We start from the raw sequence: 18992 nt of genomic DNA, 5'->3' as shown, positions 1-18992 counted from the left end.
CTCAGCGTGCCAGTGCCCGCGCCAGCTGCGGCACGACCTGGTCGATCGCGTAGGACAGGCCGAGCGGGGTCGCGCTGGCGAAGGCCAGCGAGATCGTCTTGTCCGAAAGCACCACCGCGTGCCCGGCCTTCACCGAGGGCACCGCCTGGAACAGCGGGTCGTTCGAGATGTCCTCGGGCGCCACGCCGATCGCCGCCATCACGGTCACGTCCGCGTCGAGCAGGTCCATGCGCTCCGCGGACACGCTGACCGAGAACCCGTTGCCCGCCAGCGCCTGCACCTTCGGCGACTGCACGAAGCCCAGCTTCTTCAGGAACTCCACGCGGCCATCGCCGTTGACGTACGCGCCGTACCCGGCGCCGGATTTGGCACCGGCCACCGCGGTCTTCCCGGCGAACTCGGGGTGCGCCGCGGCCGCCTGCTGGAACTTGGCTTCGAGGTCACTCCGCACCTTCGCCGCCTCCGCGGTCCTGCCGAGCGCCTTGCCGATGATGTCGAGCTGGTCCTGCCACGAGGTCTGGTACGACTCGGCGCCCTTGGGGATGCTCACGACCGGCACGCCGAGCCCGGAGAGCTTGTCGTAGCGGTCCTTGTCACCGCTGGCACGCGTGTCGAGGATGAGGTCGGGGTTGAGCGCGGCGATCTTCTCGAGGTCCACCTCCAGCGTGCCGAGCTGGGTGGGCGGCGTGGTGTAGCGCTTGTCCTGCGGCACCCACGACGGCACGCCGTCGCCACCGATCGCGAGCCAGTCCGAGGCGCCGACCGGCTGCACGCCGAGGGTCAGCGCCACCTCCGCGTCGCCCCAGCCGAGCGCGACGACGCGCTTGGGCTGGCTGGGCACGGTCACGTCGCCGAACGCGGTCGGGATCGTCACGGGGAACGCGGCTCCGGCGGCGGCCGGGCCGGAGGTCGTCACGGTGTCCTGGTTCCCGCCGCCCGAGCCGCACCCGGCGAGCGCGAGCAGCGCCCCCAGCAGACAGACGAGCAACGCACCGCGTTTCCGCGGCCGACCAGCGAACATGACGGATCCTCCCTGCTGATTAAGCTTTGCCTAACCTAATTCAACCAGGGCAGGCGGCGTCCAGATGAGCATGGTCACACGTCGCGGCGCATCGCCACCCGGGGCCAGCGGTCCAGGCCGTGCGCGGCCTCGCGCTCGCGGATCGCCCGCAGGCCCGGCGTCAGCTCGCCGTCGGCGAGGACGCGGAAACCGCAGCGGCGGTAGTACGGCGCGTTCCACGGTACGTCGGCGAAGGTCGTCAGCGTGACGGCAGCTCCCGCGGCGGCGTGGTCGATCAGCGCCCGCCCGATGCCGCGCCGGGCGTACTCCGGCCGGACCGAGACCTGTTCGATGTGGACACAGCCGTCGACGAGGTCGGCGAGCAGGTAGGCGGCCGGATGATCACCGGCCACCCAGGCGCGGCCCGCGCGCCTGTAGGCGTCGAGCACCTCGACCGGCAGTGGCTCGTCGTCGGCGATTTCGGGCATGCCGACGGTCCGGAAGCTCTCCCCCGCCGCCCGCTCGACCTCCCGCAGGACCTCCAGCTCGTCCTCGCGCACCAGGCGGATCTCCATGGTCCGAGCGTAGGCGGTGGGCAGCGTCACCTCCGGCGGGATTGACGACTTAAGACGACCGGTCATATTGTTCTCCTCATGACTCAGTCCCGGCTTCCGCTCAACACACTCGGGATCGCGTTCGGGCTCTCCGGCCTCGCCGGCACGTGGACGACCGCGGCCGCCGCGCTCGGCGCTCCGCACGCCATCGGCGAACTCCTCTGGCTCGTCGCGGCCGTCGCGTGGTTCACGCTCCTCGCCCGGTACGCGACCGGGATCTCCCACCCGCGCGACGTGGCCGAAGATCTCCGGCACCCCGCGCTCGGGCCGTTCGCCGCGCTCGCCCCGGCCACCGGCTCACTGCTCGCGGCGCACCTCGCGACGTTCCTGCCCACCACCGGCGCCGTGCTGGTCTGGCTGCTGTTCGCGGTGAGCACGGCGTTCGGCGCCTGGTTCGTCGCCGGACTGCTGACCGTGCAGCGTCCACTCGGGACACTCCACGGCGGCTACCTCCTCCCCACGGTCGCGGCCTCGCTGTTGTCCGCGCAGTCGCTCGCGACGATCGGGCAGCGGCACGTGGCGCTCGTGGTGTTCGCCGCGGGCATCCTGTTCTGGCTGCTCATCGGCGCCGTCCTGCTGGCCCGGTTCGCGACCGGACCCGAGCTGCCCGCCCCGCTGCTGCCGACGCTCGCGATCTTCTCGGCCCCGCCGGCCGTCGCGGGCAACGCGTGGTGGGCGATCGACGGGCCGCACGCGGGCGTCGTGCACGACGTCCTGCTCGGCACGATGGTGGTCCTGCTGCTGCCGCACCTGTTCCTGCTCCGCCGCTACGCGCGGCTGCCGTTCGCGATCGGCTTCTGGGCCTTCACGTTCACCGCGGCGGCCAGCGCCACCTACGGCATCCGGCTGCTGACGCTCACCCCGTCGGCCCCGCACACCACGCTCGCGTGGCTCGTGCTCGCGGCCGGCACCGGCCTCGTCGGCTCGATCGCGATCCGCTCGCTCGGCCTGCTCCACCCCCACTTCCACCTGCCCGTTTCCTGGAGGCTCTCATGAATTCCGCGACCGCGGCCGGCACCTTCCGCATCGGCGGCGACCTGCCCGTCGCCCGGCTCGGTTTCGGTTCGATGCAGCTCACGGGCCCCGGCGCCTACGGCCCGTCCCGCGACGCCGCAACCGCCCGCGCGGTCCTGCGCCGGGCCGTCGAGCTCGGCGTCACGCTGATCGACACCGCCGACGCCTACGGGCCCGGCGTCGCCGAAACCCTGATCGCCGAAGCCCTGCACCCCTACCGCGAAGACCTGGTCATCGCCACGAAAGGCGGGTTCGTCCGCAACCGGCGTGGCGACTGGCTCACCGACGGGCGGCCGGAGCACCTGCGTGATGCCCTCGACGGCAGCCTGCGGCGGCTCCGCCTTGACCACATAGACCTCTACCAGCTGCACCGCGTCGATCCGCGGGTCCCGCTGGCGGACCAGGTCGGCACGCTCCGGGAACTGCGGGACGCCGGCAAGATCCGGTACGTCGGCCTGAGCGAGGTCAGCGTCGCGCAGCTGCGCGAGGCCGAGCGCATCGTGCCGATCGCGACCGTGCAGAACCTGTACAACCTCGCCGAGCGCGGGTCGGACGACCTGGTCACCTACACCGCCGAGCGCAGGATCGGCTTCATCCCGTGGTTCCCGCTCGCGACGGGCGGCCTGACGACGCCTTCGGGACCACTGGGCGCGCTGGCCGCCCGCACCGGTGCGAGCCCTTCGCAGCTCGCGCTGGCGTGGCTGCTGCGGCGCTCCCCCACGATGCTGCCGATCCCCGGCACGTCGAGCGTCGCGCACCTCGAAGAGAACGTGGCCGCCGCCGGGCTGCGCTTGGGCGCGGCGGAGTTCGCATTACTTGACAACATCCAAGACGATCGGTCATATTGAACCCATGCCGCAGGTGAGCGTGAAGAACAAGCTGGTCGAGCACGCCGAGGACGTGTTCCGCCGCCAGGGTTTCAACGGCGCGAGCGTGCAGGACATCACGAAGGCCGCCGGGGTGCCCAAGGGCTCCTTCTACAACCACTTCGAGAGCAAGCAGGCGCTGGCGGCCGAGATCGTCCGCCGGTACGCGCGGAGCACGGACTTCTCGATGCTGCGCGAGGAGGGTCCGGCCCTCGAGCGCCTGCGCAGGCACTTCGCCACACAGGCGGACCGCACACGCGGCACCGGCGTGGAGTTCGGTTGCCTGCTCGGCACCTTCGCCAACGACAGCACCACCGCGGGCGACCAGGTGCAGGAGGCGGTCCGAGAGACGCTGGACGCCTGGACGGACGCGGTCGCGGAGATCATCGCGGAGGGTCAGGAGTCCGGCGAGATCACCAAGTCCCGCTCGGCGAAAACGCTCGCGACGTTCCTGATCGATTCCTTCGAGGGCGCCACCTTGCGCGCGAAGACCGTTTCCGACCAGTCGGTCGTCGCCGACCAGCTCGACATCGCGTTCGAGGCCCTGCGCCCCTGAACTCCCCCGCCCGCCCCATCGGGCACTCTTTTACCCGTATCAAGATGACCGGTCACATTGATTGGAGCACCATGACCACCCACCAGACCGCCGAGACGCGCTTCGCCGAGGCCGACGGCGTCACCTACGCCTACCGCCGCTTCGGCGTCCCCGGCGGCACGCCTCTGCTGATGCTGCAGCACTTCCGCGGCAACCTCGACAACTGGGACCCCGCGCTGACGGACGCGCTCGCCGCGCACCGGGAGGTCATCCTCGTCGACTACGCCGGTGTCGGCGCTTCGACCGGCCGCCCCGCCCACACCGTCGCCGAGACCGCACGCCAGATCATCGCGTTCACCGAGGCGCTGGGTCTGTCCGAAGTGGACATAGTGGGCTTCTCACTCGGCGGGTTCGTCGCGCAGGACATCGCACTCACCCGGCCGCACCTGGTGCGACGGCTGGTGCTCGCGGGCACCGGGCCGAAGGGCGCGCCGGGGATGCACGGCTGGCGCCAGGACATCGCCGACCACGCACGCACCGACGAGTCCAGCGGCGAGGACCTGCTTTACATCTTCTTCGCCCACACGGAAACCAGCCAGGCGAAGGGCGTGGAGTTCCTCGGCCGCTTCCTGCGGCGGCAGGAGGGCCGCGACGCGCCGACCAGCCTGGCCGTGCGCGACGCGCAGTACGACGCCGTGCTGGAGTGGGGCGTGCCGGACCACGGCGCGCTCCAGCGGCTCACCGGGATCAAGAGCCCGACGCTGGTCCTGCAGGGCGACGACGACCTCATGATCCCGACGAAGGTCAGTCACCTCATGACCGGCCTCATCCCGGACGCGCGCATCCGCGTCTACCCCGACTCCGCGCACGCGTTCCTGTTCCAGTACCCGGCCGAAGTGGCCGCGGACGTGACCGATTTCCTCGCCTGAGACCCGGAAGGACCCCCGATGACCGACCTGTTGACGACGATCCTCGAAGCGCACGGCGGCCTGGCCCGCTGGCAGGAGGCGCGCCGCATCTCCGCCCGCCAGTTCTCCGGAGGCGTGCTGTGGGGCCTGAAGGGCCACCCCGGCGCCGCGAACGACGTGACCGTGACGGTGGACCTGCACCGCGAGTTCACCTCGCACGAACCGTTTTCCGAGGAGGGGCACCGCACTTCCTTCACCCCGGAGCGCGTCGCCATCGAAACGACCGGGGGTGAGGTCGTGGAGGAGCTGCGGAACCCGCGCGAGTCGTTCGCCGGGCACGAGCTGAGCACGCCGTGGAACCGGCTGCAGCTGGCCTACTTCACCGGCTACGCCATGTGGACCTACCTCACCGAGCCGGTTTCGCTGACCTTCCCCGGGGTGGACACCGAGGAGATCGACCCGTGGACCGAGGACGGCGAGAAGTTCCGCCGCCTGCGGGTCCGCTACCCGGCGGACCTGGCCACACACAGCCCGGAACAGACGCTGTACGTGGACTCCGACGGCCTGCTCCGCCGCCGCGACTACAACGTCGACGTGGCGGGCAGCGCGCCCAGCGCCCACTACATCTCCGGCCACCGCGAGGTGTCCGGGCTCGTGATCCCCTCCGAACGCTTGATCTACAGCCGCGACGAGCACGGCGCGAAGGTGCCGGAGCCACTCATCGTCTCCGTCCACCTGGAAGACATCGAGGTCCACTGACATGACCACCACGAGCATCGCCGTCGCCTACCACTCCGGCTTCGGCCACACCCGGGTACTGGCCGAGGCTGTCGTCCGGGGCATCACGAGCGGTGGCGCGGAAGCGCACCTGCTCGCCGTCGACTCGCTCACCGACGCGGACTGGTCCACCTTGGACGCCGCGGACGCGATCGTGTTCGGCGCGCCCACGTACATGGGCGGCGCGTCGGCGGGCTTCCACACCTTCGCCGAGCAGACGAGCAAGCGCTACCTCGAAGGCCGCTGGCAGGACAAGCTCGCCGCCGGGTTCACCAACTCCGGTTCCAAGAGCGGCGACAAGTCCAACACGCTCGCGTTCCTGTCCGCGTTCGCCTACCAGCACCAGATGATCTGGGTCAGCCTCGGCCTCATGCCGGGCTGGAACTTCACCACCAGCAGCGAGCACGACCTCAACCGCCTCGGCTTCTGGACCGGCGCGGCCGCCCAGACCCACAACGATTCGCCTGCGGAGGACGTGCACGCTTCGGATGTGGCGACCGCGGAGCATCTCGGGAGGCGGGTTGCCGGGCAGGCTCGGGTGGTCGTGGCTGGGCGTGGGGTGTTGGCTGGTTCTACGAGGTGAGGGTGGGGTTGGGGACGGGGCCACCGGGCGTGGCCGCGGGCGGCAGGTGGTTCGCCCGCGCACGGCCCAGGTGACCTGAGTCGAGGCCGAGGAGGTGGACGAGGCACTGGCGGTCTTCCCCGCCGGGTAGCGCTTCCCACTACGCGCCGCGACGCCGGGGGTAACGCTGAGAAAGCGCTTACTTCCGGCGTCTCTCATGTCGCGATCAAGCCGTTAGGCAGAACGGGTGACAACTGGCCAGTAGCCGTTATCGAGGGTGAGGTTCTCCCCTCTTGGGGCGATGAAGGATGACGTCTGCGGTAGCATCCCTGCGCCAAGATCACCAACCGGTGTCAAGGCTCCGGGTGGCCCATCTTCACGATCTTGTCGTCTGCACCTTGCCGTCCCCACGTATGGGAAGGACCTGATGTCTGATCATCCTGTACCTGGCGGGCCTCACCTCACCCGAAGCGCCCCGGCGCCCGCCCGCGGCGTGCTGTGGCCCGTGGTGGCCGTCAGCGTCGTGCTCGCGCTGGCCGGGGGCACCGGCGTCGCGATCGCCGCCGTCCAGCCCGGCTGGGCGATCGCGCTCTGCGTCGCCGTCGTCGTCGTGGCCGGGCTGGCCGTACTGGTCACGGCGCTCCGGGTGAAGGCAGCCCCTCCCCCGCCACCCGCCTACCAGCAACCCCCGCCGCAGTCGCTGCCCCCGGAACCCGTTGCCGTCTTCGGCACCGAACCCGGTCAGCGCCGCGACGTCTTCGGCAAGCTCGCCCAGCGCCTGCAGGGCCTGATCAACCGCGCCATCTCGGCGGTCGACGACCAGGAACGCTCGATCGAGGACCCGGAGCAGCTCAAGGGCCTCTACGAGATCGACCACCTGATCACCCGCATGCGGCGCCAGGCGGAGAACCTCGCCGTCCTCGGCGGCGGCGCGCTGCAGCGCCGCTCCAAGACGCCCGTCGACGCGTACGCTGTGCTTCGCTCGGCAGTAGCCGAGATCGAGCACTACAAGCAGGTGACGATCATGCCCATCGAGCACGTCCAGGTGCACGGGCACGTCGTCGCCGAGGTGATCCACCTGCTCGCCGAGCTGCTGGAGAACGCGACCACGTGGACCGCGCCCGACGCGCCCAAGGTCGTGCTGCGCGCCCACCGCGTCACCGCCGGGCTGGCGGTCGTCGTCCAGGACCGCGGGCTGGGCATGCCCCGCGCGGACCAGGAACGCATCAACCAGCTGCTGGACGGGTCCGCCGACCTCGACCTCGCCGAACTGCTGCAGGACGGCCGCATCGGCCTCGGCGTGGTGAAGGAGCTGGCACGCCGGCACGGCATCCGGGTGCGGCTCGAGGACAACATCTTCGGCGGGATCGACGCCGCCGTGGTGCTGCCGCACGAGCTGCTCAGCGAACAGCGCACCGAAGAGGCCGAGGAGAACTGGGAGACCGCGGCCCTGCCCGCTCCCGTGCCCGCCGTCGAGCAGTCCCGGCCCGGGATCGGCGCGCCCGTGCCGGTGCTCGCGGGACGGCACGAAGCGCCCGCCGAGGGGCACCTCCCCGTGCGCGACCCCGGTTCCTCGTTCCTCCCGTCGCCCACGCCCCGGCAGCAGCCCGTGTCCGCCCCGGAACCCCCGCCGTGGCAGCAGCAGACGCCGGAACCGGAAGCGACGCAGTGGCAGACCCCGGAGCCCGAAGCGACGCAGTGGCAGGCCCCTGAGCCGGAGCCGCTGCGCTACCAGGGCGCGGCCGAGTCCGACTCGCCGGACCAGCTGCCGCCGCTGCCCCAGCGCCGCGCGACGGCGAGCCACCTGCGGCCGGAACTGCGGGAAGCGCCGGTCCGCCCCACGGTGGTTCCCGGCCACAACCCGAACCTCATCGGTGCCGCCCGGCTGGGCCTTGAGCGCAGCCAGGAACCCGATCCCGCCCCGTCCCAGTCAGACAGCGAACAAGGAGGCTCCACCGCATGGCCGACGACCTGAACTGGCTGCTCAGCCGGCTCGTCGAGAAGGTCCCGAGTGCACGCAGCGCGGTACTGCTGTCCGCCGACGGCATCGCGAAGAACTGGCACGGGCTCGCCCGTGACGACGCGGACCAGCTGGCCGCGCTCGCCAGCGGCATGTGCTCGCTGGCCAAGCAGGTGGGCACGCGCTTCGGCGACGGGGACGACGGCGTGCGGCAGGTCGTCACGGAGCTGGGCGAGGTGATCCTGTTCGTCACCGCGGCGGGCGCCGGCAGCGTGCTCGCCGTGCTGGCGGGCCGGGACGTCAACGCCAACAGCCTCAGCTACGAGATGGGCAGGCTCGGCACCCAGATCCCCAGCCACCTCTCGACCCCCGCCCGCCAGCCCGTGGCGCAGCAAGGGAACTGGTAAGGCGTGCTGGACGGCAACGACTTCCCCGACGACGCCGACATGGGGTTCTGGGAGCGCCCGTACACGGTCACCGGAGGCCGGACCAAGCCCAGCATCCAGCTGGACCTGATGTCCCGGGTCTCCGCGACGGGCGGGATCTCGCCCGAGGGGCTGCAGCGCGAGCACGCGCAGGCGCTGCGGCTGTGCCGCCGCCCCACCTCGGTGGTCGAGATCGCCGCGCTGCTGAGCCAGCCCATCGCGGTCACCAAGATCCTGCTGGCCGACCTCATCGCGGCCGGTGCCGCGGTGGCCCGCGAACCCCACCTTGTCGACTCATCGAACCCTGCGATGCTGAGGAAACTACTTGATGGACTTCGGAAGCTCTGAGTCCTATCCCGCCCAGTTCAAGATCCTCGTCGCCGGCGGGTTCGGGGTGGGCAAGACGACGTTCGTCGGCTCGGTCAGCGAGATCGAGCCGCTCACCACCGAGGAGACGCTGACCGCCGCGAGCGTCGGCACCGACAGCCTCGCCGGGGTCGAGCACAAGACCACCACCACCGTCGCGCTCGACTTCGGGCGCATCACGTTCCCCGAGCACGACATCGTCCTCTACCTGTTCGGCACCCCGGGCCAGGACCGGTTCTGGTTCATGTGGGACGAGCTGTCCCACGGCGCGCTCGGGGCCGTCGTGCTCGCCGACACGCGGCGGCTGGACGACTGCTTCGCGCCGATCGAGTTCTTCGAGCGGCGGGGCATCCCGTTCCTCGTCGCCATCAACGAGTTCGACGGCGCGTACCGCTACCCCGACGCGCAGCTGCGCACCGCGCTCGACCTCAAGCCGCACGTGCCGCTCGTCCGCTGCGACGCGCGGATCGGGCGGTCGGCGAGCGACGTGCTGATCGACCTCGTCGAGCACATCGCCGGCCTCACCTCCCCACCCCCGGTCGCCGCTTCCCCCGCGACCGACGCCCACTGGATCCGGAGCACCCCATGAACCTGGACAACATCGAGGACCGCCTGCTCGCCGCCCCGCGCGACCCGGAGGTCCAGGCGCGGATGGAACGGCTGCGCGCGCTGGGCATCGGCACCGAGCCGGACCCCGACTTCGACGCCTTCGCCGCGAAGCTCGCGCAGATCACCGGCGCCCCGTTCGCGATGGTCAACTTCATCAACGACCGCGAGCAGTACTTCGCCGGCCTGTTCACGCCGTCGAGCACCCAGCGCGGTGCGGCGCTGCAGGCCGCGCAGGCGTCCGAGCACGCGGGCGTGAGCCGCACGATGGGACTGGACCACGGGTTCTGCCCGCACGTCGTGGTGCGCCGCAAGGCACTCGTGCTCGACGACGTGTGCGACTACCCGCGGTTCGTCGGCAACCCGGTGATCGACAAGCTCGGCATCCGCACCTACCTGGGCGCGCCGCTGATCGACCGCACCGGCACCGCGCTGGGCACGATCTGCGTGATCGACACCCAGCCGCGGTCGTGGGGCCGCGCCGGCCTCAACACCATCAAGGGGCTGGCGAACGAACTGGTGGAACAGCTGAATCGGCGGCCGCAGCGCTGAACAGCCGCCGCTCGCGGGCGGAGTTGCCCTCGCCGAGCGCGGCCGCCAGCCGCTGGGACCACTGTCCCTTGCTCGTGCCGAGGGCCACTTCGGCCAGCCGCAACCGCTGCACGTCCGACGTGCCGGCGGGAGCGTAGATGTGGTGCGCGTCGCGCACGTACCGCTCGATCTGCCGGTCGACGGACAACCCGTGCGCGGCGTGGATCTCCATCGCCAGCCGCGCGGAGTCCAAAGAGGACTCGACGTTGACGAGCTTGGCGTTCATCAGTTCCGTGTCGCACGGCAGTCCGCGGTCGAGCATGTCGGCCGCGTGGTAGGCGAGGACCCGCGCCGTCATCAGCTGCGACTGCATCTGCCCCAGCTTCTGCTGCACGGTCGGCAGCGCGGACAGCGGTTTGTCGTACCGCTGGTGCTCCCGCGCGAACCGCACGGTCGCTTCCACGATCGCCTGGTGGATGCCGAGCGACACCGCGGTCAGGTTCGGCCTGCCGTAGAGGATGCTGGAGGAGTAGGCCACGGCCAGCCCGTCGCCCTCGGCGCCGAGGCGGTTCTCCACCGGCACCCGGCAGTCTTCGAAGATGAGCTCGCCGAAGCTGAACCCGTGCAGCCCCATGGTTTCCTGCTGCGGGCCGAGCGAGAACCCCGGCCGCGTCGCCTCGACGAGGAACGCGGAAAGCCCGTGTGAGCCCTCTCCCGTGCGGACGACGACGCCGTGCAGGTCGCCGACGTGGCTGTTGCCCACGAACACCTTGCGCCCGTTGAGCACGTACTCGTCGCCTTCGCGCCGCGCGCTCGCCGACATGCCGAGCACGTGGCCGCCCGACTCCGGTTCCGTGACCGCGATCGTCGGCAGGCACTGCCCGGCGGCGATGGCGGGCAGCCACTGCCGTTTCTGCGCCTCGTCGCCGAAGTGCAGGATCTTCGCCACGCCCAGCTGGGACGCCTGCACCATCGCGCCCATCGCGCCGCTGACGCGTGCCAGCTCCTCGATGACGATGGTCTTGGCGAGGTGGCCCAGACCCATGCCGCCGTACTCCGGCCCGATCGTCACCCCGATCCAGCCCTGCCGGGCGATCAGCCTGGATAGTCCGATGTGGACGGAGCGGGACGCCTCGAGCTCGGGGATCCGGGGCCTCACCTGGGTTTCGGCGAACTGCCGGACCTGCTCACGCAACTCCTCGTGAGCCGCGGACGTGAAGTACCGATCGGTGTGGGGTGCGCAGTCCAAGCGTTACTCCCAAAAGACCTGTCGCTGCCCCCCATCGGGACGCCGCTCTACGGTTCGTTGACCATGCACCACCGTGACACACCCACCTGCGCGCCGGTACCGCCTACCTGGTGACCCGAAATGATCACCCGTTCCACGCCGCGTAACCGGAGATCCGGAATCCGCAGGTCGCGGCGTCGCACCATTCGGATCAGCCAGGTCCGCCTGACGGTGGCCTTCACCACAGTCCAGCCGGGCGAATGCCACTTTCACTACCTCCCGGAGTCGGGTGGGAACCTTACCGCTCCCCCCGCCAGCCGTGTTCGAGCAGTGCGAAAGCCTCGGTGACGGCGGCACGGGGATCGCCGGTGTCGTACCCGAGATCGCGTGTGGCCAGCGCGAAGTGGGCCAGCGCGCGGCACTTCGGGTCGTCCGCGGGCGCGCCGGTCTCCTCCGCGATCACCGCAGCGAGGTCGGCCTCCTGCCGCATCCACATGCGCCGGGCGTACTCGCGCAGGGCGGGGGTGCGCTCGATGAGTTCCTGGAACCGGCTGAACCGCGGGTCGCCCTTCACCCCCGGCGACAGGCGGGCGCGCAGGACGTGCTCGCGCAGCGCCTCGGGGATGGACTGCCCGGCGGGCCGCTCCCGCACCGCCGCGACGAGCCCGGCCTTCACCTCGTCCTCGCGGTCGAAGACGAGCGCCTCCTTGCCGGGGAAGTGCTTGAACAACGTCGTGGTGGACACGTCGGCCGCGTCGGCGATCTCACGGATGCCCACGTCGTCGTAGCCGCGCTCGAGGAACAGCCGCAGCGCGGCGTCGGCGAGGGCCTTGCGGGTGGCGGCCTTCTTGCGTTCGCGACGGCCGGGCGGTTCGGACATACCGTCATCCTAACCGAAGGGTGATCGAGTCATTAAGTTGAACGGTTGCACTTTTTCAACGAGTCTGCTTTTCTGGGGACATGACGAACACACCTGAGATCGCGATCGTCGGCGGCGGCCCCGCCGGCCTGATGTGTGCCCGCGTCCTGCAGGGGCACGGCTTCGACCCGGTCGTCTACGACGCGGACAGCGCCGTGGACTCGCGGGATCCCGGCGGGACGCTGGACCTGCACGCCGACTCCGGCCAGATCGCGCTGGAGGACGCCGGGCTGGTGGACGCCTTCCTGGCGCTGGCCCGGCCGGAGGGGCAGGCCAAGACCGGCCGCGACCAGTACGGCCGGGTGCAGAAGGAGTTCACCCCCGCCGAGGGGGACACGGCAGCGCCCGAGATCGACCGCGGCCAGCTGCGGAAGATGCTGTACGAGCACGTCCGCCCGGGAACGGTCCGCTGGGGGCACCGGCTGACGTCGGTCGTGCCGCTCGGGAGCGGACGGCACCGGCTGGAGTTCGCGAACGGTGCGACCGCCGAGGCGGATCTGGTCGTGGGCGCGGACGGCGCCTGGTCGAAGGTCCGGCCGCTGGTGACCGACGCCGTGCCGGGGTACCTGGGCGTGTGTTTCCTCGACGCCCGGTACGACGATGTGGACACCCGCCACCCCGAGATCGCCGCGATCGTGGGTGACGGGCACATGGTCGCCAACGACAGCGCGGGGCGGGCGTTGATCCTGCAGCGCAACAGCAACGGGGTCGTGCGGGGGTACCTGGCGTTCCGCGCGGAGCTCGACTGGCACGAGAAGGCCGGCGTGGACCTGTCCGACCGCGAGGCCGTGCGGTCCTACCTCCTGGGCGAGTTCGGCGGCTGGGTGCCCGAAATGCGGCAGTTCGTCGCGGAAAACGACGGGGACTACGTGCCGCGGTCGTTCTGGGCGCTGCCCGCCCCGCTGACGTGGGAGCACGTCCCCGGCGTCACGCTGCTCGGCGACGCGGCCCACTTGATGGCCCCGTTCGGCGGCCACGGCGCGAACCTGGCGTTGCTGGACGGCGCGGAGCTGGCTCACGCACTCGCTCGATCGTCCTCAGTGGACGAGGCGGTGCCCGCGTACGAGGAGGCCATGTTCGAGCGTTCCGGCGAACTGGCGGTCGCGGCGAACGCGGCACTGGTGGAGTTCTTCTCGGACGCGCCCGGCGAACCGCCGGACCACGAGGAGGAGCACCGGAACTACGAAGCCCGGGCGGCGGAGTACCGGCGCCGGCGGGCCGAAGAGGCCGCCCGCGGGTAGTTCCGCCGCCCGGGTCCGGTCTGCTACTTCGCGCAGGCGTTGCGGGAGTCGGTCACCGCGCCGGTCGTGGAGTTCCAGGTGATGGAACCGTGCTGGAACTGGCTGCACCGGCCGGTCGGCGCCGGCATCTCGTCCGAGGTCGGGTAGCCGAGGTAGGACCGTTCCCAGTCCAGCGCCGCCCAGCGGCTCTTGATCCCCCCGTAGATGAGGTGTGCGCCGGTCTGCGCCGTCCAGTAGATCGAACCGCCACCGGCGAAGTGGTTGTAGCGGCCGACACCGTCCGGGGTGCCGGTCTCGTCGGTGGTGGGAGCCCCGTAAACCGGGCTGTGCATGGAGTCCATCGCCACGTACTTCGCGAGGATGTTGCCCTCCATCTCCTTCACCCCGGTGGGCGCGGACCAGGTCAGGCGGGCGTTCGGGTAGTCGCGGTACCGCAGGGCGCCGTCGATCTTCTCCTCGGCGACCGGGTTGCCCACCCTCGCGCGGATCGCGTCGTCGTTCAGCCACCGGCGCTGGATGGCCGACGTGGCCGGGTTCTCGCCGTGGATCCGCCAGAAGGCGTCGACCTCGAACTGGTTCGGGGAGTCGAAGTTGTGGGCGCCACTGCTGTCGGCGGCCCAGAGCAGACCGTTGTAGTGACGCAGGTAGCGGCCGGGCGCGCCCTTCGATTCGAGCTTGACACCGTTCGCGTCGAGGCCCGTCCGGCTGCACCACGTCGCGTCGGTGCGGAACCGGTCGCTGCCGTCACTGGCCGCCGTGTACACCTTCAGGTCCAGCTGCCGCAGGTAGGAGCCAGGCGTGAGCACGGACTCGAAGGAGTGGCAGTCGGGATCGGCCAGGCCCGGCACGACCTTCCAGGTGGCGTTGACGCCGTCACCGGGCTGCGGGTCGGGCCTGCCGAAGTCGATGTAGCTCTGCTGTTCCGGGTTGCTGCGGACGTAGCCACCACGCGACCCGAGCGTGTCGGCCTGCAGCGACTGGCGGAGCACGGCGTCCTCGTACTGGCCGATGCGCAGGAAGCGGTCGACGGCGTCGACGTCACCGGCCAGCGCGATGTCCGCGGCGGCGACGAGCGTGGGGTGGACCTTGCTGTTGGCGGCCTTCGTGCGCAGCTCCTGCAGGCGTTTGCGGTCGGCGGCGGCCTTCTTTTCGAGCGCGATGGCGATGTCTCGGCGGTTGGCGTCGTAGATGCCGGTGTCGATGAACGCCTTCCAGTCGGCCGGGTTGCTACTGCGGATGGCGCGCTCGGCGGCGACGGCCACCTCGGTGCCGGGCGTGGCGCGGTTCCAGATCTCGCGCACGAAGTTGTCGTCGGAGAGCACGAGGAGGTTCTCGGTTGCGACGATGCCGAGCACGGCGGCGGCGTTGGCCTTGGCGTTGCGGGCGGCGAGGCGGGCCTTCTCCGCCTCGGTGGCCTGCTGGTCGGCGTCGATGCGGTCCTGCTGGTCCTGCGCGTTGGCGGTGACGATGCCGTTGAGGAGGAACTCCTTCTGCGCGGCCTCGTCCTGCCCGAACGCGGTGAGGGCGGCGGCCTTGACCTTGGGGCCGGTGGCGCGCTGCCAGAGCGCGTAGATGAAGTCGCGGTAGCTCTGCACGAGCAGCTCGGGCTCGGCGACGATGCCGATGGTGGCGGCGGCGTGCTGCTTCAGCTCACGCGCCTGCCTGGCGATCTCGGCGTCCCGGATTTCGTTGATGTCGTCCCGTTTTTTGGCCTCGTGGATGCCGGTCTTGATCCACTGCGTGCACTCGAAGTCGCTCCCGGCGAACGCGAGTTCCGCCGAGGCGCGCACTTCGGCACCCGTGGCCTGCCGCCACAGCGCGATGACGAAGTTGCGGTCGCTGAGGACGAGGAGGTCGTCCCCGGCGAGGATGCCGAGCGCCGCGGCGGCCCGCACCTTGTCCTCCAAAGTGGACTCAGGTGCGGTGGCCTGCGCGGAGACGGCTGTGTCCGTGCTGACCGGCGCTGCTTGCGCCGGCACGGCGGCGAGGCCACCCATCAGGGCGACACACGTCGCGGTGACGAGGAGCACCCCAGGTCTTCTTCTCATTTCTCCTCTTTTCGTTTTTCGGTCGAACGTCGATCAATCACCGGCGATCCACAGGTATCCCCGATCTCGCACCACCAGTTCGAAAAGCGTCCGCAGCGCGGCAACGTCGGACGCAAGTTCCGGACGCCGCGCGAGAATCGCATCGAACTCCTGGTCGATCTTCCTCAGTTGCCCGACGTTGAACATCGTGTCGCCGTGGTAGTCGACGCCGTGAAGCAAGTCTGCCGGCTGCGCTTCGGCGAGGACCCGGGTCAACGAGAGATTGGCTTCCCTTCCCGCGTGCACCCGATCGTGTACCTGGTTTTCCCGATATACATCCAGTCCCATCCCCGCGGCTCCGACGCGTGGCCACGCGACCGAAAACGGTGTCGTGGGGTCTCCGCTCACCACGGGATCCCTGGGCTCGACGATCCCGCTGACCCGCATCGGGGTCGCGCCGGGCGGGAAGTACTGGTCGATCCAGGACCCGAACTGCCGTGTGCAGTCCGCCCGCAGGGTTTCGACGAATTCGTCGACCGCCGCGTCGATCTCGGCCAGCGGACGCACCGCACCTCGCACCGCCTCGGCGACCACCTGCCAACCGCCGCTCACCCGGACGATCCGCACCTCCCACCGGCCGTCGAGCGACAGCGACGGGAATTCGAAGTCCCGCCGCTCGTCCTGCGCCTGCCACTCCCGCAAGGCAGCGGCGAGTTCGACCACCGGAAACGCGCCCTCGGTGCAGATCTCCTCACCCCCGTCCGAGACGACAAGATCGGCCTCGACGTGCACGAACACCTCCGCCTCTGTCCGGCCCCGCAGATCCGGCGCACCCAGCGCGGAATACTCCAGTCTCATGTAGACCTTCCCGGAGCGGCCGTGGCCGGGAGGTGAGACAGGTCTTCCCGGTACACCTCGGTCAGCGCTCGCGGGTGCGTGCCGTGTGAAGTGCCCACCGTCCACCGCCCCCTCCCACTGTTCAGCCGCCCCACAACTGGTGCAGCTCGTTCCCGTTCTGGTCGAAGGTCGTGAAGTTCCCGCGCACCCACACCGAAATCCCCCCGGCCCAGTACGTGACTTCGAGCGCCCGCACCTGCGCTTCGTCGAGCAGCGCTGATACGTGTTCACCGTCGGCCAGGTCGTAGCACATTCCCGTGGGCTCGAAGCACACCTGCCCGCCGGCGTCACCCGCCACCCGGAAACGAACCCTGATCCCGTCTTGCACCATCTCGGAATTTCTCCTAGCTCCACGCGTCGATGATCTCCTTGGCCAACTGTACGCGGATCGGAGCAGTCGGATTCGAAGGAATGTTGATGTGCGCGTTCTCGTAGAAATCCATCAGCCTTTCGGCGTCCCGTTTGGAGCACAGCGCACGCAGCTGTTCCGGCGTACGCGTTCCGACGAGTTCCTGCGCCATCTTCGTGCCGTGCCCCCAGATCTTCGCACCGATTTCCTGCGCGGTCCCGCCTTCGAGGTTCGAAGGCAGGCTGAGCTTTCCGGACGGCGACATGAAATCGACGATCTCGCCGTTGGAGTCGACCGAGAACCGGGGACAGGGCGCGGTGTTGTGGACGAGAACGTCGGCCGTTCCCGCGGTCACGTAGTAGGTGTGAATACCCTCGACCGACAGGTTGTAGACCCGCCGGGGCTCACCGTGCACCTGAGTGCCCAGCACCTCGACCGGGTGCCCGTCGGACGCACGCAGGTGGTCGCCGGGGGCCAGCATGATCGCGGGCAGCCAGCGGCCCTGGTCGTCCACCCAGAACGGGTGGCCGTCGGTGGCGGTGACCGTGCCCTCGCGGTCACCGTCCGGTCCGTCCAGGTCCACGGTGACGTCGACGAGGGTCTTCTGCCCCTCCCCCACGATCTGCTGGAGCACCTGGTGCCGCTCGGTGCGGCCGGTCTCGGGATCGGTGGCGAGGACCTCGTCGCCCGCCTCGACCTCGGCTATGGCCCGGTGCGTGCCATCGGCCAGCAGCACCGGGGTGTCGCCGGTGAAGCTGTTGCCGACCCCGCAGACGACCTTCGCCTCGCCCATGATCCTGCGGCCGAGTTCGAGGATCTCCCGGCCGGCCGCGCTGGCTTCCAGGAATTTCGTCAGCCCCGCCACGACCTTCGTGATGGCGGACGCCACCGCAGGCAGCTTCGCGAGCAACAGGAGGAGCGAGCCGACGTTGACGACGGTCCACAGGCAAGCCGCGACATCGCCTTCACTGAAGCACTTCTTCGCGTCGGTGACACCGATGATGTCCAGGAGCACCTGGCCACCGTTCTCGATGAGGTAGTCGATGATCCCCTTCTTGGCCTGCTCCAGCGCTTCGCGGTTCTGCTCGACGAGGTCGGGTCCGCCCATCTGGTAGAGGAGTTGTTCCTCCTCCGCCGTCATGTCCGGGACGTCGTCCCCCGCCTGCGCGGCCTGCGCCGCCCGCTCCGCCGCCTGCCGGTCCCGCTCCGCCTGTTCCGCCCGGTCCGCGGCGTGTCCGGCGTCGATGGCCGCCTGCATGGCGTTCCGCGCCGCTTCCGCCGTCGCGTCGGCGTGGGTTTGGGCTTCCGTCGCGGCCGTTTCCGCCGCTGTGGCGTCCGCTTCCGCCCGGCCTGCCGCGTCGCGCGCCGCGGCCGCGTCCGACTCCGCTGCCGACGCCGCCGCACGAGCCGCCGCCGCGTCGCGTTCCGCCGCTGACGCCGCCCGGCCCGCGATCGCCGCGTCGTTGCTCGCCGCGTTCGCCGCCGCGCGGGCCTTCACCGCGTCGTCGTGGGCCTGCGCATCCGCTTGCGCCGCACGGGAAGCCGCGGCGCGGGCCGCCGCTCCGTCGACCGCCGCGTCGGCCGACGCCTGCTGTGCCTCCGACGCCGAGCGTGACGCGGCCGCCGACGAACGCGACGCCGCCGCGGCCGCGTCGTACGCCGGTTTGACCTCACCCGCCGCGCGGTCCGCGGCTTCCTGCGCGAGCCGGGCAGCTTCCGTCGCCTCGTCGGCGGCACGCGCCGCGGCAGCCGCCTGCTCCGCACCGACGGCCTTCGCCTGGTTCGCCACCAGCAGCACGAAATCCGCACCGAGATCGCTGCCGCTGAAGGGCGCCACGACCGTGATCGCGGTGTTCGCGGGGTCCGTGATCGCCTGGGACGAAGCCCGCGCCGCCACCGACGCCTGTACCGCGAGCCCCGCCTGCGTCGCCGCCGACACCGACTCCGCTGCGGCCGCGTCAGCCTCCGCACGCGTCCGCTCGGCGGAGCGAACCGCCTGCACCGCCTCCGAAGCCGCCTGTTCCGCCAGCGACACCGCGTTGCGTGCCGCTTCCGCCGCACGCGCCTCTTCGAAAGTCGCGTCCGACGCCGCCGAGTCCGCACGCAACCGTGCGGCGTGCGCGGCGCGTGCTTCGGCTTCGGCCTGGTTCGCGGCGGCGTTCGCGCG

Annotated in this window: 20 protein-coding genes; 12 read left to right on the top strand and 8 right to left on the bottom strand. The window is 70.6% G+C overall.

Annotated elements, in window-relative coordinates; genetic code table 11:
* Nucleotide 1 precedes the first annotated feature (1 nt).
* A complete protein-coding gene (locus ABFX51_RS00420) occupies nucleotides 2–1021 on the bottom strand; it encodes an iron-siderophore ABC transporter substrate-binding protein (RefSeq protein WP_346051315.1) in 1020 nt (339 codons plus the stop codon).
* Nucleotides 1022–1095: 74 nt separating this feature from the next.
* Complete coding sequence (locus ABFX51_RS00415) at nucleotides 1096–1575, bottom strand: GNAT family N-acetyltransferase (RefSeq protein ID WP_346051313.1); 480 nt, start codon at nucleotides 1573–1575, stop codon at nucleotides 1096–1098.
* A 78-nt stretch (nucleotides 1576–1653) separates the two neighbouring features.
* Here ABFX51_RS00415 and ABFX51_RS00410 point away from each other — a divergent pair, with 78 nt between their 5' ends.
* From ABFX51_RS00410 to ABFX51_RS00360, 11 genes are all read left to right on the top strand, one after another.
* A complete protein-coding gene (locus ABFX51_RS00410) occupies nucleotides 1654–2610 on the top strand; it encodes an SLAC1 family transporter (protein WP_091512445.1) in 957 nt (318 codons plus the stop codon).
* Nucleotides 2607–3476: an aldo/keto reductase gene (locus tag ABFX51_RS00405; protein ID WP_346051311.1), complete on the top strand. Its 870-nt coding sequence runs from the start codon at nucleotides 2607–2609 to the stop codon at nucleotides 3474–3476. Before ABFX51_RS00410 ends, ABFX51_RS00405 begins: the two co-directional genes overlap by 4 nt.
* Before the next feature lie 4 nt (nucleotides 3477–3480).
* The gene (locus tag ABFX51_RS00400; RefSeq protein ID WP_346051309.1) at nucleotides 3481–4050 is read left to right on the top strand and encodes a TetR/AcrR family transcriptional regulator; all 570 of its coding nucleotides are present in this window, start codon (nucleotides 3481–3483) and stop codon (nucleotides 4048–4050) included.
* Nucleotides 4051–4121: 71 nt separating this feature from the next.
* Entirely contained in the window at nucleotides 4122–4958 is an 837-nt protein-coding gene (locus ABFX51_RS00395; RefSeq protein ID WP_346051307.1) for an alpha/beta fold hydrolase, read from the top strand.
* Between the two features lie 18 nt (nucleotides 4959–4976).
* Nucleotides 4977–5696, top strand: a complete 720-nt coding sequence (locus ABFX51_RS00390; RefSeq protein ID WP_346051305.1) for a hypothetical protein — start codon at nucleotides 4977–4979, stop codon at nucleotides 5694–5696.
* Nucleotide 5697: 1 nt separating this feature from the next.
* Complete coding sequence (locus ABFX51_RS00385) at nucleotides 5698–6297, top strand: flavodoxin family protein (protein WP_346051303.1); 600 nt, start codon at nucleotides 5698–5700, stop codon at nucleotides 6295–6297.
* A 484-nt stretch (nucleotides 6298–6781) separates the two neighbouring features.
* Nucleotides 6782–8251 carry a sensor histidine kinase gene (locus tag ABFX51_RS00380; protein WP_346051301.1) on the top strand — a complete coding sequence of 490 codons (1470 nt, stop codon included), beginning with the start codon at nucleotides 6782–6784 and terminating at the stop codon, nucleotides 8249–8251.
* Nucleotides 8236–8643: a roadblock/LC7 domain-containing protein gene (locus ABFX51_RS00375; protein WP_091512425.1), complete on the top strand. Its 408-nt coding sequence runs from the start codon at nucleotides 8236–8238 to the stop codon at nucleotides 8641–8643. The genes ABFX51_RS00380 and ABFX51_RS00375 overlap by 16 nt, the downstream gene beginning before the upstream one ends.
* Nucleotides 8644–8646: 3 nt before the next feature.
* Nucleotides 8647–9009, top strand: coding sequence for a DUF742 domain-containing protein (locus ABFX51_RS00370; RefSeq protein WP_245783247.1), 363 nt, complete (start codon nucleotides 8647–8649; stop codon nucleotides 9007–9009).
* Nucleotides 8990–9616 carry a GTP-binding protein gene (locus tag ABFX51_RS00365; RefSeq protein ID WP_091512422.1) on the top strand — a complete coding sequence of 209 codons (627 nt, stop codon included), beginning with the start codon at nucleotides 8990–8992 and terminating at the stop codon, nucleotides 9614–9616. Before ABFX51_RS00370 ends, ABFX51_RS00365 begins: the two co-directional genes overlap by 20 nt.
* A complete protein-coding gene (locus ABFX51_RS00360; protein ID WP_091512420.1) occupies nucleotides 9613–10185 on the top strand; it encodes a GAF domain-containing protein in 573 nt (190 codons plus the stop codon). Before ABFX51_RS00365 ends, ABFX51_RS00360 begins: the two co-directional genes overlap by 4 nt.
* Here ABFX51_RS00360 and ABFX51_RS00355 read toward each other — a convergent pair.
* The gene (locus tag ABFX51_RS00355) at nucleotides 10130–11413 is read right to left on the bottom strand and encodes an acyl-CoA dehydrogenase family protein (RefSeq protein WP_346051298.1); all 1284 of its coding nucleotides are present in this window, start codon (nucleotides 11411–11413) and stop codon (nucleotides 10130–10132) included. The two genes, ABFX51_RS00360 and ABFX51_RS00355, sit on opposite strands and share 56 nt — an antisense overlap.
* A 277-nt stretch (nucleotides 11414–11690) precedes the next feature.
* On the bottom strand, nucleotides 11691–12272 hold the full coding sequence (locus ABFX51_RS00350; RefSeq protein WP_091512415.1) for a TetR/AcrR family transcriptional regulator: 582 nt from the start codon (nucleotides 12270–12272) through the stop codon (nucleotides 11691–11693).
* Nucleotides 12273–12352: 80 nt separating this feature from the next.
* On the opposite strand from ABFX51_RS00350, the gene ABFX51_RS00345 reads away from it, so the two are divergent.
* The gene (locus ABFX51_RS00345) at nucleotides 12353–13552 is read left to right on the top strand and encodes an FAD-dependent oxidoreductase (protein WP_091512412.1); all 1200 of its coding nucleotides are present in this window, start codon (nucleotides 12353–12355) and stop codon (nucleotides 13550–13552) included.
* 23 nt (nucleotides 13553–13575) lie between these two features.
* Here the strand turns inward: ABFX51_RS00345 and ABFX51_RS00340 are convergent, their stop codons facing one another.
* The 4 genes from ABFX51_RS00340 to ABFX51_RS00325 all read right to left on the bottom strand — a co-directional run.
* Nucleotides 13576–15600, bottom strand: a complete 2025-nt coding sequence (locus ABFX51_RS00340; RefSeq protein ID WP_245783246.1) for an AbfB domain-containing protein — start codon at nucleotides 15598–15600, stop codon at nucleotides 13576–13578.
* Between the two features lie 33 nt (nucleotides 15601–15633).
* On the bottom strand, nucleotides 15634–16437 hold the full coding sequence (locus tag ABFX51_RS00335) for a DUF7878 domain-containing protein (RefSeq protein ID WP_091512410.1): 804 nt from the start codon (nucleotides 16435–16437) through the stop codon (nucleotides 15634–15636).
* A 121-nt stretch (nucleotides 16438–16558) separates the two neighbouring features.
* Nucleotides 16559–16807 carry a hypothetical protein gene (locus ABFX51_RS00330; protein ID WP_091512408.1) on the bottom strand — a complete coding sequence of 83 codons (249 nt, stop codon included), beginning with the start codon at nucleotides 16805–16807 and terminating at the stop codon, nucleotides 16559–16561.
* 13 nt (nucleotides 16808–16820) lie between these two features.
* A partial coding sequence (locus ABFX51_RS00325) for a polymorphic toxin-type HINT domain-containing protein (protein ID WP_346051295.1) occupies nucleotides 16821–18992 on the bottom strand: 2172 nt, incomplete at its 5' end.

The organism is Amycolatopsis dongchuanensis (genome assembly GCF_039542405.1).
Taxonomy (GTDB): Bacteria; Actinomycetota; Actinomycetes; order Mycobacteriales; family Pseudonocardiaceae; genus Amycolatopsis_E; species Amycolatopsis_E sacchari.
This window is presented reverse-complemented; position numbering and strand designations above follow the sequence as displayed.

Bases quoted from the DNA above. Each gene is read 5' to 3' on its own strand.
- ABFX51_RS00420 (WP_346051315.1), bottom strand. From the start codon at position 1,021: ATGTTCGCTGGTCGGCCGCGGAAACGCGGTGCGTTGCTCGTCTGTCTG.
- ABFX51_RS00415 (WP_346051313.1), bottom strand. From the start codon at position 1,575: ATGGAGATCCGCCTGGTGCGCGAGGACGAGCTGGAGGTCCTGCGGGAG.
- ABFX51_RS00410 (WP_091512445.1), top strand. From the start codon at position 1,654: ATGACTCAGTCCCGGCTTCCGCTCAACACACTCGGGATCGCGTTCGGG.
- ABFX51_RS00405 (WP_346051311.1), top strand. From the start codon at position 2,607: ATGAATTCCGCGACCGCGGCCGGCACCTTCCGCATCGGCGGCGACCTG.
- ABFX51_RS00400 (WP_346051309.1), top strand. From the start codon at position 3,481: ATGCCGCAGGTGAGCGTGAAGAACAAGCTGGTCGAGCACGCCGAGGAC.
- ABFX51_RS00395 (WP_346051307.1), top strand. From the start codon at position 4,122: ATGACCACCCACCAGACCGCCGAGACGCGCTTCGCCGAGGCCGACGGC.
- ABFX51_RS00390 (WP_346051305.1), top strand. From the start codon at position 4,977: ATGACCGACCTGTTGACGACGATCCTCGAAGCGCACGGCGGCCTGGCC.
- ABFX51_RS00385 (WP_346051303.1), top strand. From the start codon at position 5,698: ATGACCACCACGAGCATCGCCGTCGCCTACCACTCCGGCTTCGGCCAC.
- ABFX51_RS00375 (WP_091512425.1), top strand. From the start codon at position 8,236: ATGGCCGACGACCTGAACTGGCTGCTCAGCCGGCTCGTCGAGAAGGTC.
- ABFX51_RS00365 (WP_091512422.1), top strand. From the start codon at position 8,990: ATGGACTTCGGAAGCTCTGAGTCCTATCCCGCCCAGTTCAAGATCCTC.
- ABFX51_RS00360 (WP_091512420.1), top strand. From the start codon at position 9,613: ATGAACCTGGACAACATCGAGGACCGCCTGCTCGCCGCCCCGCGCGAC.
- ABFX51_RS00350 (WP_091512415.1), bottom strand. From the start codon at position 12,272: ATGTCCGAACCGCCCGGCCGTCGCGAACGCAAGAAGGCCGCCACCCGC.
- ABFX51_RS00345 (WP_091512412.1), top strand. From the start codon at position 12,353: ATGACGAACACACCTGAGATCGCGATCGTCGGCGGCGGCCCCGCCGGC.
- ABFX51_RS00340 (WP_245783246.1), bottom strand. From the start codon at position 15,600: ATGAGAAGAAGACCTGGGGTGCTCCTCGTCACCGCGACGTGTGTCGCC.
- ABFX51_RS00335 (WP_091512410.1), bottom strand. From the start codon at position 16,437: ATGAGACTGGAGTATTCCGCGCTGGGTGCGCCGGATCTGCGGGGCCGG.
- ABFX51_RS00330 (WP_091512408.1), bottom strand. From the start codon at position 16,807: ATGGTGCAAGACGGGATCAGGGTTCGTTTCCGGGTGGCGGGTGACGCC.